At 66.9% G+C, this 17,131-nt stretch carries 18 protein-coding genes and 1 pseudogene; 15 read left to right on the top strand and 4 right to left on the bottom strand.

The window, feature by feature from the left end:
- The first annotated feature begins 278 nt into the window (after positions 1 to 278).
- Positions 279 to 1,961 carry a class II poly(R)-hydroxyalkanoic acid synthase gene (phaC, locus tag ACAW63_RS07125; RefSeq protein WP_371232674.1) on the top strand — a complete coding sequence of 561 codons (1,683 nt, stop codon included), beginning with the start codon at positions 279 to 281 and terminating at the stop codon, positions 1,959 to 1,961.
- A 249-nt stretch (positions 1,962 to 2,210) separates the two neighbouring features.
- Complete coding sequence (locus ACAW63_RS07120; protein ID WP_371232672.1) at positions 2,211 to 2,825, top strand: TetR/AcrR family transcriptional regulator; 615 nt, start codon at positions 2,211 to 2,213, stop codon at positions 2,823 to 2,825.
- A gap of 49 nt (positions 2,826 to 2,874) precedes the next feature.
- On the opposite strand, the gene ACAW63_RS07115 is transcribed toward ACAW63_RS07120, so the two are convergent.
- From ACAW63_RS07115 to ACAW63_RS07105, 3 genes are all read right to left on the bottom strand, one after another.
- Positions 2,875 to 3,765 (bottom strand): phasin family protein, encoded by an 891-nt coding sequence (locus ACAW63_RS07115; protein WP_371232671.1) that lies wholly within the window; start codon positions 3,763 to 3,765, stop codon positions 2,875 to 2,877.
- Between the two features lie 10 nt (positions 3,766 to 3,775).
- Entirely contained in the window at positions 3,776 to 4,186 is a 411-nt protein-coding gene (locus tag ACAW63_RS07110; RefSeq protein ID WP_371232669.1) for a phasin family protein, read from the bottom strand.
- Positions 4,187 to 4,356: 170 nt separating this feature from the next.
- A complete protein-coding gene (locus ACAW63_RS07105; protein WP_275609830.1) occupies positions 4,357 to 4,632 on the bottom strand; it encodes a polyhydroxyalkanoic acid system family protein in 276 nt (91 codons plus the stop codon).
- 140 nt (positions 4,633 to 4,772) lie between these two features.
- On the opposite strand from ACAW63_RS07105, the gene ubiE reads away from it, so the two are divergent.
- From ubiE to ACAW63_RS07040, 13 genes and pseudogenes are all read left to right on the top strand, one after another.
- Entirely contained in the window at positions 4,773 to 5,555 is a 783-nt protein-coding gene (gene ubiE / locus ACAW63_RS07100; protein ID WP_275609829.1) for a bifunctional demethylmenaquinone methyltransferase/2-methoxy-6-polyprenyl-1,4-benzoquinol methylase UbiE, read from the top strand.
- Positions 5,552 to 6,178, top strand: a complete 627-nt coding sequence (locus tag ACAW63_RS07095) for an SCP2 domain-containing protein (RefSeq protein WP_371234601.1) — start codon at positions 5,552 to 5,554, stop codon at positions 6,176 to 6,178. The genes ubiE and ACAW63_RS07095 overlap by 4 nt, the downstream gene beginning before the upstream one ends.
- Positions 6,175 to 7,782, top strand: a complete 1,608-nt coding sequence (gene ubiB, locus ACAW63_RS07090) for a ubiquinone biosynthesis regulatory protein kinase UbiB (protein ID WP_275609828.1) — start codon at positions 6,175 to 6,177, stop codon at positions 7,780 to 7,782. The genes ACAW63_RS07095 and ubiB overlap by 4 nt, the downstream gene beginning before the upstream one ends.
- Positions 7,783 to 7,865: 83 nt before the next feature.
- Positions 7,866 to 8,279, top strand: coding sequence for a phosphoribosyl-AMP cyclohydrolase (gene hisI, locus ACAW63_RS07085; protein ID WP_024766215.1), 414 nt, complete (start codon positions 7,866 to 7,868; stop codon positions 8,277 to 8,279).
- The gene (locus ACAW63_RS07080) at positions 8,269 to 8,607 is read left to right on the top strand and encodes a phosphoribosyl-ATP diphosphatase (RefSeq protein ID WP_045212901.1); all 339 of its coding nucleotides are present in this window, start codon (positions 8,269 to 8,271) and stop codon (positions 8,605 to 8,607) included. Before hisI ends, ACAW63_RS07080 begins: the two co-directional genes overlap by 11 nt.
- A gap of 25 nt (positions 8,608 to 8,632) precedes the next feature.
- Positions 8,633 to 8,881 carry a twin-arginine translocase TatA/TatE family subunit gene (locus ACAW63_RS07075; RefSeq protein WP_275609827.1) on the top strand — a complete coding sequence of 83 codons (249 nt, stop codon included), beginning with the start codon at positions 8,633 to 8,635 and terminating at the stop codon, positions 8,879 to 8,881.
- 11 nt (positions 8,882 to 8,892) lie between these two features.
- Positions 8,893 to 9,402, top strand: a complete 510-nt coding sequence (tatB, locus tag ACAW63_RS07070; protein ID WP_371232665.1) for a Sec-independent protein translocase protein TatB — start codon at positions 8,893 to 8,895, stop codon at positions 9,400 to 9,402.
- Positions 9,399 to 10,196 carry a twin-arginine translocase subunit TatC gene (tatC, locus tag ACAW63_RS07065; RefSeq protein ID WP_371232663.1) on the top strand — a complete coding sequence of 266 codons (798 nt, stop codon included), beginning with the start codon at positions 9,399 to 9,401 and terminating at the stop codon, positions 10,194 to 10,196. The genes tatB and tatC overlap by 4 nt, the downstream gene beginning before the upstream one ends.
- A complete protein-coding gene (locus tag ACAW63_RS07060; protein WP_370600547.1) occupies positions 10,193 to 10,900 on the top strand; it encodes a 16S rRNA (uracil(1498)-N(3))-methyltransferase in 708 nt (235 codons plus the stop codon). The genes tatC and ACAW63_RS07060 overlap by 4 nt, the downstream gene beginning before the upstream one ends.
- A 145-nt stretch (positions 10,901 to 11,045) precedes the next feature.
- Positions 11,046 to 12,077: pseudogene (locus ACAW63_RS07055) on the top strand (methyl-accepting chemotaxis protein); the annotation flags it as partial.
- A gap of 48 nt (positions 12,078 to 12,125) precedes the next feature.
- Positions 12,126 to 12,998, top strand: a complete 873-nt coding sequence (locus tag ACAW63_RS07050; RefSeq protein WP_371234599.1) for a methyl-accepting chemotaxis protein — start codon at positions 12,126 to 12,128, stop codon at positions 12,996 to 12,998.
- Between the two features lie 412 nt (positions 12,999 to 13,410).
- On the top strand, positions 13,411 to 14,988 hold the full coding sequence (locus tag ACAW63_RS07045; RefSeq protein ID WP_371232660.1) for a methyl-accepting chemotaxis protein: 1,578 nt from the start codon (positions 13,411 to 13,413) through the stop codon (positions 14,986 to 14,988).
- 99 nt (positions 14,989 to 15,087) lie between these two features.
- Positions 15,088 to 15,516, top strand: coding sequence for a UPF0158 family protein (locus ACAW63_RS07040; protein ID WP_275609821.1), 429 nt, complete (start codon positions 15,088 to 15,090; stop codon positions 15,514 to 15,516).
- A gap of 166 nt (positions 15,517 to 15,682) precedes the next feature.
- On the opposite strand, the gene ACAW63_RS07035 is transcribed toward ACAW63_RS07040, so the two are convergent.
- Positions 15,683 to 17,131, bottom strand: a complete 1,449-nt coding sequence (locus tag ACAW63_RS07035) for an AdeC/AdeK/OprM family multidrug efflux complex outer membrane factor (protein ID WP_371232658.1) — start codon at positions 17,129 to 17,131, stop codon at positions 15,683 to 15,685.

The following is a 17,131-nucleotide window of genomic DNA, read 5'->3' as shown; positions in this document are numbered from 1 at the left end:
TGACCAATCGTTTCGCAGTTACTAACAACAAACAGGCGTGTTCGCGGGTATCGACACGTAGCGCCTGATTCGGGCCAGCAGCTCCCGGCCGCCCCAAAAGGGGCCGAACTGCTGCCCGGCTGCTGATCCGCTGCTCTGTTTTCGGGCAGTTTTTCCTCTTGCGTCGATACCCGTGCATCCCTCGAACCGGCGGCAGCCGCCTGCGATGGGGTCCCCCCGACTCCGGTACAGGCCTTGCTTTGCCATTGTCAGGTCGGCCCCTTTACGGAGTGCAGTTCATGCGAGAGAAAGCCGAGTCGGGTAGCGTCCCCGCCCCCACCGAGTTCATGAATGCGCAGAGCGCCATCGTCGGCCTGCGCGGCAAGGACCTGCTGTCCACCCTGCGCCTGCTCGCCGTGCAGGGGGTGCGCCAGCCGATCCACTCGGCGCGGCACCTGGCCGCCTTCGGCAAGCAGATGGGTCGTGTGCTGATCGGCGATTCACCACTGCAGCCCAATCCGCAGGACGCGCGCTTCCAGGACCCGTCCTGGCGCCTCAACCCGATCTACCGGCGCACCGTGCAGGCCTACCTCGCCTGGCAGAAACAGCTGCTGGCGTGGATCGACGAGAGCAACCTGGACTGCGACGACCGCGCCCGCGCGCGCTTTTTGCTGTCGATCCTGTCCGATGCCGCCTCGCCGTCGAACACCTTGCTAAACCCGCTGGCGGTTAAGGAACTGTTCAACACCGGCGGCCAGAGCCTGCTCAAGGGCGCGCAGCATCTGCTCGACGACCTGATGCACAACGGCGGCATGCCCAGCCAGGTCAACCGCAACGCCTTCGAGATCGGTCACAACGTCGCCACCACGCCCGGCGCCGTGGTGTTCCGCAACGAAGTTCTGGAGCTGATCCAGTACAAGCCGATGGGCGAGCACCTGCACGCCAAGCCCCTGATGATCGTGCCGCCGCAGATCAACAAGTACTACATCTTCGACCTGACGACGGAGAAGAGCTTCGTCCAGTACGCACTGAAGAACAATCTGCAGGTCTTCATGGTCAGCTGGCGCAACCCCGATGCGCGCCACCGCGAGTGGGGCCTGTCGACCTACGTCAGCGCGCTGGACGAGGCCATCGAAGCCTGCCGTTCGATCAGCGGCAGCCGCAGCGTCAACCTGATGGGCGCCTGCTCCGGCGGCCTGACCATCGCTGCGCTGCAGGGGCATCTGCAGGCGCGCCGGCAGTTGCGCAAGATCGCCAGCGCCACCTACCTGGTGAGCCTGCTCGACAGCCAGGTGGAAACCCCCGCCGCGCTGTTCGCCGACGAGCAGACCCTGGAAAGCAGCAAGCGCCGCTCCTACCAACAGGGCGTACTGGACGGCCGCGACATGGCCAAGGTGTTCGCCTGGATGCGGCCCAACGACCTGATCTGGAACTACTGGGTCAACAACTACCTGCTGGGCAAGGAGCCGCCGGCCTTCGACATCCTCTACTGGAACAACGACAACACCCGCCTGCCGGCCGCTCTACATGGCGACTTCCTCGACTTCTTCAAGCACAACCCGCTGGCCCGGCCAGGAGCGATGGAAGTCAACGGCACGGCCATCGACCTGAAGAAGGTCGCGGTGGACAACTTCCACGTCGCCGGCATCACCGACCACATCACGCCCTGGGACGCGGTCTATCGCTCGGCCCTGCTGCTGGGTGGCGAGAGCCGTTTCATCCTGTCCAACAGCGGGCACATCCAGAGCATCCTCAATCCGCCGGGCAACCCCAAGGCGTGCTACTTCGACAACGGCAAGCTCAGCTCCGACCCGCGCGCCTGGTACTACGACACCCAGCGCCACGAGGGCAGCTGGTGGCCGCTGTGGCTGGAGTGGATCCAGCAGCGCTCCGGCGAACGCCGGCCGGTGAGTTTCGAGCTGGGCAACGCCGAATACCCGGCGAAGGAAGACGCGCCGGGCACCTACGTGCACGTGCGCTGACGGACACCCCATTGCGGGCGGTTCGCGCCACCTGCAGCCGGCACTGTGAGAGGCACCTGTAGGATGGCGTGGAGCGAAGAGATACCCATCGATAGAGTCACGGGCATGCACCGCTGATGGGTATCGCTTCGCTCCCCCATCCTACGAAGGAGTTTCCCCAAAGCCATGCGGAAGTTTGAAATCGGCCGATTGGCAGCCACCCTCCCCTGAAGCTATCGTCGGCCCACTGCGGCCAGAACCAGAACACGGATGAAAACGCGCGACCGGATCCTCGAGTGTGCTCTGCTGCTGTTCAACGAGCGGGGCGAACCCAATGTCTCCACCCTGGAGATCGCCACCGAGCTGGGCATCAGCCCCGGCAACCTCTACTACCACTTCCACGGCAAGGAGCCGCTGGTGCTGGCGCTGTTCGAGCGCTTCCAGGACGAACTGGCGCCGCTGCTCGATCCGCCGGCAGACGTGCGCCTGGGCGCCGAGGACTACTGGCTGTTCCTGCACCTGATCGTCGAGCGGCTGGCGCACTACCGCTTCCTGTTCCAGGACCTCTCCAACCTCGCCGGGCGCCTGCCCAAGCTGGCGCGCGGCATGCGCAGCTGGCTCAACGGGCTCAAGCGCACCCTGGCGACCCTGCTGGCGCAGCTCAAGGCCCGCGGCGAACTGCGCAGCGATACCGAATCCCTCGGCCAACTGGTCGAGCAGATCACCCTGACCCTGCTGTTCTCCCTCGACTACCAGCGCATCCTCGGCCACCCGGGCGACGTGCGCCATGTGGTCTACCAGGTGATGATGCTGGTGGCTCCGCACCTGCGGGAAGAGTCGCGGCTGTTCGCCGAGCGCCTGGCCGAGCGCTACCTGGAACGCTGAAATGAAAACGCCCGGCGCGAGGCCGGGCGTGGGTACGGCGACAGGCTTATCAGGCCTGGGTCGGCGGCGTCACCGGAGCGGCGGCGGGCGTCACGGCCGGAGCAGCGGCAGGCGCCGCCGGTGCCGGAGTGGCGGCCGGAGCCGCCGGCTTGGCGGCAGCTGGCTTGGCAACAGCAGGCTTGGGCGCAGCGGCTTTCTTCACCGCCGGCTTCTTCGCGGCAGCCGGTTTCGCAGCGGCGGGCTTCGCCGCAGCGGGCTTGGCAGCAGCCTTGGCGGCCGGTTTTGCAGCGGGCTTGGCCGCCGGCTTCGCAGCCGGTTTGGCGGTAGCCTTGGCAGCAGGCTTCGCGGCAGCTTTAGCGGCCGGCTTGGCGGCCGGTTTCGCCGCAGGCTTGGCAGCGGGTTTTGCGGCAGCGGTCTTCGCAGCGGGTTTCGCGGCCGGCTTGGCTGCGGCTTTCGCGGCGGGTTTGGCAGCAGCCTTGGCTGCAGGCTTGGCGGCAGCCTTGGCAGCCGGTTTCGCGGCGGGCTTCACACTGACGCCGGTGAGCTTCTCGATCTGCTTGGTCAGGCTCTCGACCTTGCTGTGCAGGTCCTTCACCTCATTGCGGCTCGGCACGCCCAGGCGGGAAATCGCGCTGTTCAGACGCTTGTCGAACGCCTCCTCCAGCTCGCCCCACTTGTCGATCGCCTTGCCCTTGACCGCCTCGACCTTGGACTTGGCCGAACGCGCGGAAGACTTCACCGCGCCAACGGATTTGTCGACTTCGGTCTTGGCTTCCTTTTCAGCCTTCTCGCCGTCCTTGACCAGGGTCTCGAACAACTTGCTGCCGTCCTTGCTGACCTTCGAGTAGGCCCCCAAGCCGGCCAGCCAGATCTGCCGCGAGTACTTCTCGATCTCGCCGATCCAACTGGACTCTTTATCGGTAGTTTTTTTGCCAGCCATCCTGCTCTCCTTATTGAGTTCTCGCGACACGCTCGAGCGCTTCGCTCAGCGAATCCAGCTTAGCAGAGAGCGCCGCCACATCACGCCTGGAGGGAATTCCGATGCGATTGAGAGCGGCAGCGACACGGACGTCGAAAGCCTCTTCGATCCTGTCCAGGTTGAGCTTGGCCTTCACGCCGTGCAGGCGGCCCTTGACGCTGTCGTTGGCGGCATCGATCTGGGTGGTGACCAGCTCGCGGCCCTTCTTCTCCACCGACTCGCCGGACTTGACCAGTTCCTTGAAGTACTCGCTGCCTTCGTGGCCGACCTTGGCGTAGGTACCCAGGCCCGCAAGCCAGATCTGCCGCGCGTAGTGCTTGGCGTCGGTGTAGAAGGAGGATTCGAGTTCTGCGACTTTCTTCTTGCTGACTGCCTTGGCCATGGTGGCACCTCACAGGATTCAGATTCGATGATGTCGAATAGCTGCCCGCGAAAGGCGGGACTGTGGGCCAAGGTATCGGGGAAAATTAGAAAACACATACCAGCGTTCACAGGAACGCCGGCGCCGTCCGGAAAACGGCATGGCCCCGCAGGGAGCGGGGCCGCAGAGAATCACGCCAGTGCCTTGTCCAGCGCGCGCTCGATCTCGCCCTTGAGCAGGCCACTCATGGCCGAGAGCATCAGGCCCAGTTTCACGTCCACCGCGATCTTGTCCTCGCCCACCTCGATGCGCCCGTCCACGCCGCTGCGCTTGATCACCAGGGTGTCGCCCTGCCACTCGCTGCTCACGCCGTGCTCGCGAGTGAGCTTGTCGGCAAGCTTCTCTGCCTTGGCGCGGGCGGCCTCGCGGCCGAGGGAATGGGGACGTTCGACGTGGATACGGGACATGCTGGGACTCCGTGACTGACTGACCCCGCGATCATACGCGCCGCGCCGTATCGCCGCACCCCGAGGGCACGGTGACCGGGGCGGCGTTTTCTCTGCTTCCTGTTAGAATGCCCGCCACTGACTTCCAGGGTAGAAATGCCATGAGCGAACCGCGCAAGCCCCAAGCCGGCCAGGACAGCGCCGACCCCACCACGCACTTCGGCTACAAGACCGTGCGCGAGAGCGAGAAGGCCGAGAAGGTCGCCGAGGTCTTCCACTCGGTGGCGGCCAAGTACGACCTGATGAACGACCTGATGTCCGGTGGCGTCCACCGTCTGTGGAAGCGCTTCACCATCGAGCTGTCGGGCGTGCGCGCCGGCAACCGGGTGCTGGACATCGCCGGTGGCACCGGTGACCTGACCCGCCAGTTCTCCCGCCTGGTCGGCCCGACCGGCGAAGTGGTGCTGGCCGACATCAACGCCTCGATGCTCAAGGTCGGCCGCGACAAGCTGCTCGACAGCGGCGTCGCCGGCAACGTCAGCTTCGTCCAGGCTGATGCCGAGAAGCTGCCCTTCCCGGACAACCATTTCGACGCGGTGACCATCGCCTTCGGCCTGCGCAACGTCACCCACAAGGACGAAGCCATCCGCTCCATGCTGCGGGTGCTCAAGCCGGGTGGCCGCCTGCTGGTGCTGGAATTCTCCAAGCCCACCAGCAGCCTGCTGTCCAAGGCCTATGACGCCTACTCCTTCACCCTCCTGCCGCTGATGGGCAAGCTGGTCACCAACGATTCGGAAAGCTATCGCTACCTCGCCGAGTCGATCCGCATGCACCCGGACCAGGAAACCCTGAAGTCGATGATGGTGGAAGCCGGCTTCGACCGCGTCACCTACCACAACATGACCGGCGGTATCGTCGCCCTGCACCGCGGCATCAAGCCCTGATGACCCTGCTGACCCAGGCCGTGCTGGCCAGCGCCGAAGCCACCCTGAACCGCGTCCTGCGGCTGGACGGCGTGGCGCTGCAGCGCCTGGGCCGACTGGCCGGCGAAGTGCTGGAGGTGGACTGCCAGGCGCCCGCGCTCAGGCTGTTCATCCTCCCCGACGCCGACGGTCTGCACCTGGCCGCGCACTTTGAGGCCGAAGTCGACTGCACCCTGCGCGCGCCAGCCGGCAGCCTGCTGCAACTGGCCCTGGCGCGGGACAAGACCCGCGTGCTGCACAGCCCGGAAGTGGAGATGAGCGGCGACAGCGCCATGCTGCTGGAGATTGCCGACATCCTGCAGAGCCTGGAGCTGGACTGGGAATACGAAGTCTCCCGCTGGCTCGGCCCGGTGCCCGCGCACCTGCTCGGCGCACGCCTGCGCGGCAGCATGGCCTGGGCCGGAGACAGCCTGGAAAGCCTGCGCCTGAGCCTGGCCGACTACCTGGCCGAAGAAAGCCGCACCCTGGTCGGCCAGCATGAAGCCGAAGCCCGCTTCGAAGAGCTGGACCAGTTGAAGATATCCCTCGACCGCCTCGACGCGCGGATTACCCGCCTGACCCAGAAGATCAAGCCCGACGCATGAAGCTGCTCGCCTTCCGCCGCCTGCTGCGCATCCAGCGCGTGGCGATCCGCTACCGACTCGACGACATGGTCCTCGAACTGCCCTTCCTGCCCTGGTGGCTGCGACTGGTCGGCGGCCTGCTGCCGTGGCGCTGGCTGCCGCGCAAACCCTTGCAGCTCACGCGCGGCGAGCGCCTGCGCCTGACCCTGGAAGACCTCGGGCCGATCTTCATCAAGTTCGGCCAGATCCTCTCTACCCGCCGCGACCTGCTGCCGGACGACATCGCCAACGAGCTGGCGCGCCTGCAGGACAAGGTCCCGCCCTTCCCGCCCGAGCTCGCCGTGGCGCGCATCGAGGAGCAGCTGGGGGCGAAGATCGAGCAGGTGTTCTCGCGCTTCGAGCGCGAACCGCTGGCGTCGGCCTCGGTGGCCCAGGTCCACGCCGCGCAGCTCAAGAGCGGCGAAGAAGTTGTGGTGAAGGTGATCCGCCCGAACCTGGAGCCGGTGATCCGCTCCGACATCGCCTGGCTGCACATCCTCGCCCGCACCGCCGAACGCATCTCCGCCGACGCCCGCCGCCTGCACCCGGCGGAAGTGGTCAGCGACTACGAGAAGACCATCTACGACGAGCTCGACCTGCTGCGCGAGGCCGCCAACGCCTCGCAGCTGCGGCGCAATTTCGACGGCTCGCCGCTGCTCTACGTACCCCAGGTCTACTGGGACTGGTGCCGCCCCAAGGTGCTGGTGATGGAGCGCATCTACGGCATCCCGGTCACCGACCTGGACACCCTGCGCGACCAGCGCACCGACTTCAAGGCGCTGGCCGAACGCGGCGTGGAGATCTTCTTCACCCAAGTGTTCCGCGACAGCTTCTTCCACGCCGACATGCACCCGGGCAACATCTTCGTCAGCACCCGTACGCCCTGGAGCCCGCAGTACATCGCGGTGGACTGCGGCATCGTCGGCAGCCTCACCGACGAGGACCAGGACTACCTGGCGCGCAACCTGATCGCCTTCTTCAAGCGCGACTACCGCAAGGTCGCCCAGCTGCACATCGACTCGGGCTGGGTGCCGGCCGAGACCAAGGTCAACGACTTCGAGGCGGCGATCCGTACCGTGTGCGAGCCGATCTTCGAGAAGCCGCTCAAGGACATCTCCTTCGGCCAGGTGCTGCTGCGCCTGTTCCAGACCGCGCGGCGCTTCAACATGGAAGTGCAGCCGCAACTGGTGCTGCTGCAGAAGACCCTGCTGAACATCGAAGGCCTGGGCCGCCAGCTCTACCCGGAGCTGGACCTGTGGACCACTGCCCAGCCCTTCCTCGAACGCTGGATGCGCGACCGCGTCAGCCCCGGCCAGTTGCTGCGCAACGCCCAGCAACACATTGAGCAGCTGCCGCACCTGGCGCAGATGACCCGCGACACGCTCGAACGGCTATCCCGCGAACCGCAGAACGAAGCCCGCGATGGCAACGGCCAGGCCGGCATGGCCAGCGCCTGGCCGGCGCGTCTGATTGGCGCGGTGCTGGTCGCCGGCGCCGCCGAAACCGGCCTGGCCACCCACAGCCTCGCGGCCTGGCCGGCCTGGGCGATGCTGGCCGGCGGTCTGTATCTGATCCTGCGCCGATAGCCAGTCGCCGCCCCGGCTGGCACACTTAAGCGTTGTAGACAGTGGCTCCGGGCATCGCGTGTGCCCGCCGTACGGAACCCGAGATGAAAGACTGGCTGGACGAAATCAAGTGGAATGCCGATGGACTGGTGCCGGCGATCGCCCAGGACCATCGCACCGGTCGCGTGCTGATGATGGCCTGGATGAACCGCGAGGCCCTGGCCCTGACCGCGGCGGAAAACCGCGCCATCTACTGGTCGCGCTCGCGCGGCAAGCTGTGGCGCAAGGGCGAGGATTCCGGGCACGTGCAGAAGCTGCACGAACTGCGCCTGGACTGCGACGCCGACGTGGTGATCCTGATGGTCGAGCAACTGGGCGGCATCGCCTGCCATACCGGTCGCGAAAGCTGCTTCTACCGGGTGTTCGAGAACGGCGCCTGGCAGACCGTCGACCCGGTCCTGAAGGACCCGGATGCCATCTACTCCCACGTAGGTACAGGAAAACCCCATGAGCACTGATACCCTCGCCCGTCTGGCGGAAGTCCTCGAAGCGCGCAAGAATGCCGCACCGGACAGCTCCTATGTGGCCAGCCTGTACCACAAGGGCCTGAACAAGATTCTGGAAAAGGTCGGCGAGGAGTCGGTGGAAACCATCCTGGCCGCCAAGGACGCCGCCGCGAGCGGTGACTGCACGGACCTGATCTACGAAACGGCCGACCTCTGGTTCCACTCCCTGGTCATGCTCGCCGCCCTCGGCCAGCACCCGCAGGCGGTACTGGACGAGTTGGACCGCCGCTTTGGCCTTTCCGGGCACGACGAGAAGGCAGCCCGCCAACCGTCGGCCTGAACCCGATTACCTCAAGGAGAACAAGATGGGCATCTTTGACTGGAAACACTGGGTCGTCATCCTGATCGTCGTGGTCCTGGTCTTCGGCACCAAGCGCCTGAAGAACCTGGGTTCGGACGTCGGCGAAGCCATCAAGGGCTTCCGCAAGGCGATGAACACCGAGGAAGACGAGAAGAAAGACCCCAACGCCGCTGCCGGCACCCCGCCGCTGAACCAGCCGCACACCATCGACGCCACGGCGCAGAAGGTCGAAGAGCCGGCTCGCAAGGACTGATGGGATAAACCATGTTCGGTATCAGCTTCAGCGAACTGCTGCTGGTGGGCCTCGTCGCCCTGCTGGTGCTCGGTCCTGATCGCCTGCCCGGTGCCGCGCGCACCGCCGGGCTGTGGATCGGCCGGCTCAAGCGCAGCTTCAACGCCATCAAGACGGAAGTGGAGCGTGAGCTGGGTGCGGACGAAATCCGCCGCCAGCTGCACAACGAACACATCCTGCAGATGGAACAGGAAGCCAAGAAGCTGATGGCGCCGCTGACCGACCTGCAATCCCAGGCTCGGGAAACCTTCAACCCGCATCGGCAGCCGGCCCAGCCCGAAGGCCAGGGCGCGCCCGTCGAGCCGCCCGCGGCGCCGACCATCGCGCCCAACAGCCGCCTGAACAGCCTGCCGGGCGCGGGCATCGTCCCGCCGGCCGCCCCGGAATCGGCGCCTGCCGCTGCGCCACAAGCGCCGGAAGCCAGCCAACCGACTGCCGCGAGCCAGCCGCCCGCTTCGTCCGAGACGCCGCGTAACCCATGAGCGCCGAAAAACCCGACCAGCCCGAAAACGACCAGGAAATGCCCCTGGTCTCGCACCTGACCGAGCTGCGCACCCGCCTGCTGCGCTGCGTGATCGCGATCTTCGTGATCTTCATCGGCCTGTTGTACTTCTCGCAGAAGATCTATGCCCTGGCTTCCGAGCCGCTGCGGCGCTTCCTGCCCGAAGGTGCGACCATGATCGCCATCGACCCGGCGTCGGCCTTCCTCGCGCCGCTGAAGCTGACCATGATCGTCGCCGTGCTGATCGCCATGCCGGTGATCCTCGGCCAGGTCTGGGGCTTCATCGCGCCTGGCCTGTACAAGCACGAGAAGCGCGTCGCCCTGCCGCTGCTGGCCTCCAGCATCGTGCTGTTCTACGCCGGCATGGCCTTCGCTTACTTCCTGGTGTTCCCGTTGATGTTCCACTTCTTCCTCGGCCAAGCCCCGGAAGGCGTGACGCCGATGACCGACATCAACAGCTACCTGGACTTCCTCACCCTGCTGTTCGCCTTCGGCGTGGCCTTCGAGATTCCGGTGGCCACCGTGCTGCTGGTGTGGATCGGGGTGGTCGACGTGGCCTACCTGAAGAAGATCCGCCCCTACGTGATCATCGGCTGCTTCGTCGTCGGCATGATCCTCACCCCGCCGGACCCGCTGTCGCAGACCCTGCTGGCGGTGCCGATGTGGATGCTGTTCGAGGCCGGCGTGCTGTTCAGCCACCTGATCCGCAAGCGCGGCCCGGAGACGGAAGAAGACGAGTCCAAGGGCGACCAGCCGCCGGCGACCCGTCCGTGAACCTGCTGCTGCTCGACGACGCCGACTTCGTCGCGGCGGATCGCGTGATCCTGCGCGACCGCCGCCTTACCCACATGCAGGAAGTCCACCGTGCCGAAAGCGGCGACAGCCTGCGTGTCGGCCGCCTCGGCGGCCTGATGGGCGAAGGCCGCCTGCTGCGGCTGGAAGCCAACGAAGCCGAGCTGCAGGTCAGTTTCGACCAGGCGCCGCCGGCCAAGCTGCCGCTCACCCTGCTGCTCGCCCTGCCCCGCCCGAAGATGCTCCGCCGCGTGCTGCAGACCGTCGCCGCCATGGGCGTGCCGCACCTGGTGCTGCTCAACAGTTACCGGGTGGAAAAGAGCTTCTGGCAGACCCCCTTCCTCGAACCCGAGGCGGTGCGCGAACAACTGATCCTCGGCCTGGAACAGGCCCGCGACACCGTGCTGCCGGAGGTGATCATCGAGAAGCGCTTCAAGCCCTTCGTCGAGGACCGCCTGCCCGCCCTGGCCGCCGGCAGCCTCGGCCTGATCGGCCACCCCGGTCCCTGGCCCGAGTGCCCGCGCGCCCTCGCCGAGCCCGTCACCCTGGCCATCGGCCCGGAGGGTGGCTGGATTCCCTACGAAGTGGAAAAACTCCGCGAAGCCGGGCTCAATCCCGTCCAGCTCGGCGAGCGCATCCTGCGCGTCGAAACCGCCGTCACCGCGCTCCTGGCACGCCTGTTCTAGTCCAGGCTGGCTCCAGGCCAGCAACCACGCGGCATCCAGCGTGAACCACCAGTCAGAAAAACACCGCAAAACACTTTAGTTCCAGGCGCAGGCGCCGATACCCGCAGTACCGGTCGCTCCCACTCAGCGCACATCCCGCTCTGCCATGCGTACCGGCCCTGTTCATCGCTGGAGCTCCACCGCCATGTTCCGCTGGTTCAACAACCTGACTGTCAAACTCAAACTCGCCGCAGGCTTCGGCCTGGTGCTGTTGCTCACCCTGCTGATCGCCCTCACCGGCTGGATCAACCTGGGCAACGTGATCAACCGTGGCGACAAGCTCGGCGAGATTTCCGGGTTGGTGGCCGGCGCCAAGGACCTGCGCATCGCCCGCCTGAAGTTCCAGTCCACCCGCGCGCCGGAAGACGCCAAGCTGGTGGTCGACGCCCTGGACCAGCTGGACCAGCGCCACCAGGCCCTCTACGACAAGTTCAGCGAAGCGCAGGACCGCCGCAAGCTGGACCAGCAGCATGAGCTGTCCGCGGAGTACCGCCGACTGTATGACGAACTGCTGAAGTCCTTCGCGGCCCGCGACGCCGCCAAGCAGAACCTCATCCGCAACGCCGCGCTCATCACCGGCGGCCTGGAGAAGGCGGAGCAGAAACTGGTCGCCAATGGCAGCAGCGAAAGCCTGCAGCAACTGCAGACACTGGCCAGCCTGGGCCGCCAGGTGATGGCAGCGCGCTTCCAGGTGCTCGCCTACACCAGCGTCGACAATCCCGCGCTGGAAAATACCGCCATCGACGGGCTCCAGCAGGCCACCCAGGCCGTAGAAGCGGGCATGCAGCATGCTCCCGCCGACCTGGCCGCCGACTACCAGAGCGCCCTCGATGCCCTGGCCGCCTACCGCGCGGCACTCGATACCTACCGCACCGAGGTCAACGCCAGCCAGGCCGCCCGTGATCGCATGCGCGACGCTGGCGTGCAGATCGAGAAGATCAGCAACGAACTCACCGTCAGCGAAACCGCCAAGCGCGATGCCGGCGTCGCCCAGGCCAAGACCCTGCTCGGCCTCTCCGCGCTGATCGCCCTGGTGCTGGGCCTGATCGCTGCCTGGATCATCACCGGGCAGATCGTCGATCCGCTGCGCGAGGTGCTGGGCCACGCCGAACGCATCGCCGACGGCGATCTCTCCCACGACATCCACGCCAGCCGCTCCGACGAACTGGGCCAGCTGCAGAAGAGCATGCAGCGCATGAACCTGTCCCTGCGCGAGCTGATCGGCCGCATCCACGACGGCGTGACGCAGATCGCCAGCGCGGCCGAGGAGCTTTCCGCGGTCACCGAGCAGACCAGTGCCGGGGTCAACAACCAGAAGACCGAGACCGACCAGGTCGCCACCGCCATGAACGAGATGGCCGCCACCGTGCAGGAAGTCGCGCGCAACGCCGAGGAGGCCTCCGAGGCCGCCTCCGCCGCCGACCGCCAGGCCCGCGACGGCGAAGGTGCGGTGAACGAGGCCGTGGGGCAGATGGACCGCCTGGCCGGCGAGGTCGACCGCTCCAACGAGTCGGTGCTCAAGCTCAAGCGCGAAAGCGAGAAGATCGGCAGCGTACTGGACGTGATCAAGGCGGTGGCCGAACAGACCAACCTGCTGGCGCTCAACGCCGCCATCGAGGCCGCACGCGCCGGCGACGCCGGGCGTGGTTTCGCCGTGGTGGCCGACGAGGTGCGCGCGCTGGCGCAGCGCACCCAGTCCTCCACCGAGGAAATCGAGGAGCTGATCGCCGGCCTGCAGAGCGGCACCCAGCAGGCCGTACAGATGATGGAAACCAGCCGCGAACTGACCGTCAGCACCGTCGACCTGACCCGCCGTGCCGGCGAGCGCCTGGGCGCCATCACCCGCACCGTGTCGACCATCCAGTCGATGAACCAGCAGATCGCCGCCGCCTCCGAGCAGCAGAGCGCCGTGGCCGAGGAGATCAACCGCAGCGTGATGAACGTGCGCGACATCTCCGAGCAGACCGCCGCCGCCAGCGAGGAAACCGCCGCCTCCAGCATGGAGCTGGCGCGCCTGGGCAACGAACTGCAGATGCTGGTCAGCCGCTTCCGCGTCTGATTCCTGCCGTGCTGAAGAAGGCCCGCGCAATGCGGGCCTTTCTCTTTCCGTAGGGCGTACAACCGTTCGCGGTTGTACGCCGATACACCGTGATCGTCGGTTGGCGCATGGAGGTGCTTCGAAGCGCTCGGTGACTGCTTTCCGGTCGAAGTCCGTATGGCCGGATGACAAGGCCAGGCGGCGTATAACGTGGAGCGTTATACGCCCTGCGTTCCTGTGGGCTTCTCGTAGGGCATGCGGGCGGCGCCACGAACATATCGTGACCATTTCCGACCTTTAGTTTCCGAAACAGCCGCCGATAGCCTCTGGCGCGCACAGATGCGCCCCGAGAAATCCGCCTCACCTGCCCCATCCCGATCCTCCCTGCCCCGGGCCGTCGATCCCGTGGCGAAGCCTTTCTGGAGCTTTCGACATGTACGATTGGTTAGTAGTCCAGCTGGGACGTCTGAACGTCAGCCTCAAGCTGGTGGTGGGATTCGGCATCCTCCTGTTCCTCACGCTGCTGGTCCTGCTCGGCGGCCTGCGCAGCCTGGACAACCAGACCCAACGCGGTGAGCAGCTGGCGACCATCGCCGAGCTGGGCAATCTCGGCCAGCAGGCCAACCTCGCCCGCCTGCAGTTTGAACTGGGTGGCGACCGCGCCCAGGCCCAGCGGGTCGAGCAGCACAGCACGAAGCTGCTGACGCTGATCGAGCAGCGCCTGAGCGGCAGCGACATCGATGCCGCCAAGCTGAACGCCGTACGCCAGGCCGTGACCGGCTACCAAGCGGCATTCAATGGCATGACCGGTGCCGGGGGCAGCGCCTCGCAGCAGGCGCGTCAGGCCCTGGACGCCGCCAGCCAGGCGATGCTCGGCGCCAGCACCCGCCTGTACGACGACACCCTGCAACGCAACGCCGCGGAAACCGCCGCCGCCAAGACCCGGCTGATTCTCATCTCGCTCCTCGCCCTGGCCTTCGGCCTGCTCTCCGGCTGGGCCATCAACCGGCAGATCGTCCGGCCACTCCATGAGGCGCTGGAACTGGCGGAGTACATCGCCGAGGGCGACCTGTCGCGGGGCCTGGCGCGCGACCTGAACCTGCAGCGTCCCGACGAGCTCGGGCAGTTGCAGCGGGTCATGCTGCGCATGCGCGAGAACCTGGCCCGGCTGATCGGCCAGCTCGGCGGCAGCGTCGGCCAGCTGGCCACGGCCGCCGACGAGCTTTCGGCGGTCACCGAGCAGACCCGTGCCGGGGTCAATGCCCAGCGGGTGGAGACCGAGCAGGTGGCCAGCGCCATCCACGAGATGGCCGCCACCGTGCAGGAAGTCGCGCGCAACGCCGAACAGGCCTCCGCCGCCGCCCAGCAGGCCGACCAACAGGCCCGCCAGGGCGACCAGGTGGTGCAGGATGCGGTGGCGCAGATCGACCGCCTGGCCAGCGAGGTGGATCGCTCCGCCGAGGCCATGGAGTCGCTGCGCAAGGAGAGCGAGAAGATCGGCAGCGTGCTGGACGTGATCAAGTCGGTGGCCGAGCAGACCAACCTGCTGGCGCTCAACGCCGCCATCGAGGCGGCTCGCGCCGGCGAGGCAGGGCGTGGCTTCGCCGTGGTGGCCGACGAAGTGCGCGCCCTGGCCCGGCGCACCCAGCAGTCCACCGAGGAGATCGAAGGCCTGATCGCCGGCCTGCAGCGCGGCGCCCAGGATGCGGCGCAGCGCATGGACGGCAGCCGCCGCCTGACCGGCAGCTCGGTGGAACTGACGCGCCGTGCCGGCGAGGCACTGAGCACCATTGCCCGCACCGTGGCGGACATCCAGGGCATGAACCTGCAGATCGCCTCCGCCGCCGAACAGCAGAGCAGCGTGGCCGAGGAGATCAACCGCAGCGTGGTGCAGGTCCGCGAGATCGCCGACCAGTCCGCCGCCGCCAGCGAGCAGACCGCCAGCTCCAGCACCGAACTGGCGCGCCTGGGCAACGAGCTGCAGCTGCAGGTGGGACGCTTCCGCCTGTGACCCCGAACCGGTCGGTGCTCCCGCGCCGACCGGCAATGGCAGGACAGTTGTCATCCGCATGGCGTAGCATCGGTGACTCGCCACTTTGGGAGAGTGACCATGCGCCCGCTGACCATCGACCTCGACGAACTGGCCTTCGCGCTCGATACCCAGGGGATCGATCATTACCTGGACCTCTTCAGCGGCCAGGTGCTGCTGATTCCCGAAGACGATCCCGACCCGGAGCTGGCCGAACTGCTGCACCGCGAGCCGGAACGCCTGCTGCCCATCGAACCGCTGAGCAGCGGCCAGTCACTGGAGCTGATGCGCGACTTCCTGCGCGAGGTGCCCGATCCCCACGCCTACTCCGCCCTGGCCAACGCCATCGAGGGGCGCAAGCCGTTCAAGGCCTTCCGCCATGTACTGATGGGCTACCCCGAGCTGCTGCAGGCCTGGTACGCCTACCAGGCCGAACGCCTGCGCGAGTGCGCGCTGGATTGGCTGGCGGACAACCATATCCAGCCGGCGACGCGCAGCGCGATGCTCTAGTCCGGCGGGTTCGCGAGCAAGCTCGCTCCTACGAAGAGCACGGAGGCCGGCCCCTGCAGGAGCGAGCTTGCTCGCGGACCAAACTCCGACGCCCTGCGCCCGCCATTTCTGCACAAACAAAAACGCCGCCCCGAAGGGCGGCGTTTTCATTTCCAACCGGGAGCGATCAGCCCTTGGGCGCCTCGTCCTTGATCGGCTTGGCTTCCGCCGCCGTCGCCTGCCAGCCGCCGCCGAGGGCCTTGTACAGGTTGACCTCGCTGGTCAGCTGGTTCAGGCGGTCGCTGATCAGCTGCTGCTGGGCACTGAACAGCGAGCGCTGTGCATCGAGCAGGGTCAGGTAGTTGTCCACGCCGGTGCGGTAGCGCTTGTCGGCCAGGCGGTAGTAGCGGTCGCTGGCTTCCACCAACGCACGCTGCGCCTGCAGCTGCTCGCCGAAGGTGCCGCGGGCGGCGAGGCCGTCGGCGACCTCGGAGAAGGCCGTCTGGATGGCTTTCTCGTACTGCGCCACGTTGATGTCCTTCTGCACCTTGGCCAGGTCCAGGCTGGCGCGCAGGGCGCCGGCGTTGAAGATCGGCAGGCTGATGGACGGCTGGAACAGCCAGCTGCCGGAACCGGCGTCGAACAGACCGGAGAGATCCGGGCTGAGACTGCCGGCATTGGCAGTCAGGCTGATGCTGGGGAAGAACGCCGCGCGCGCCGCGCCGATATTGGCGTTGGCGGCCTTGAGCTGGTGCTCCGCCTGGAGAATGTCCGGACGGCGCTGCAGCAGGTCGGAAGGCAGCCCCGCCGGTACGCTGGCCAGCAGTTCGTCGTCCAGGCCCCTGCCTTGAGGCAGGTCGGCCGGCAGGCCGGAACCGAGCAGCAGCACCAGGGCGTTCTGGTCCTGGGCGACCAGGCGCGTGTACTGCATCGAGATCGCACGGGCGCGCTCCACCGAGGTCTGCGACTGGCTCAGGTCCAGCGCCGAGGCGGCACCCACCTCGTAGCTGCGCTTGGTCAGGTCGTAGCTCTTCTGGTAGGTGGCCAGGGTATTGCGGGCCAGCTCCAGCTGGGCCTGGTCGGCGCGCAGCGTCAGGTAGGCGTTGGCGACGTTGGCCACCAGACTGGTCTGGGTGCTGCGGCGCGCTTCCTCGCTGGCGAAGTACTGTTCCAGCGCCTGGTCGCGCAGGGCGCGCAGGCGGCCGAACAGATCGATCTCCCAGGCGGTGACGCCCAGGGTCGCGCCGTACTGGCTGCTGATCGTCGAGCTGCCGGTCTGCGACAACCTGCTCGGCACGTGCTGGCGCGAACCACTGACGCCGGCATCCACCGCCGGGAACAGGTCGGCCCGCTGGATGCGGTACTGCGCCCGGTAGGCTTCGATGTTCAACGCGGCCACGCGCAGATCACGGTTGTTTTCCAGCGACACTTCGATCAGCCGCTGCAACTGCGGGTCCTTGAAGAACTCGCGCCAGCCGATGTCGGCGCCGGCGTTGGCCGGCTTCGCCGCATCGTAGGCTTCGCCCTGCGGGTAGGCCGCGGCCACGGGCGCCTCGGGGCGCTCGTAGTCGGGGATCAGCGAGCAACCGGACAACACGCCGGCGGCGATCGCAAGGGACAAGAGGGACTTTCTCAT

It is taken from the genome of Pseudomonas sp. QE6, from assembly GCF_041379005.1.
GTDB lineage: Bacteria > Pseudomonadota > Gammaproteobacteria > Pseudomonadales > Pseudomonadaceae > Pseudomonas.
The sequence above is the reverse complement of the archived record's forward strand: the minus strand, read 5'-3'. Positions and strand labels throughout refer to the sequence as shown.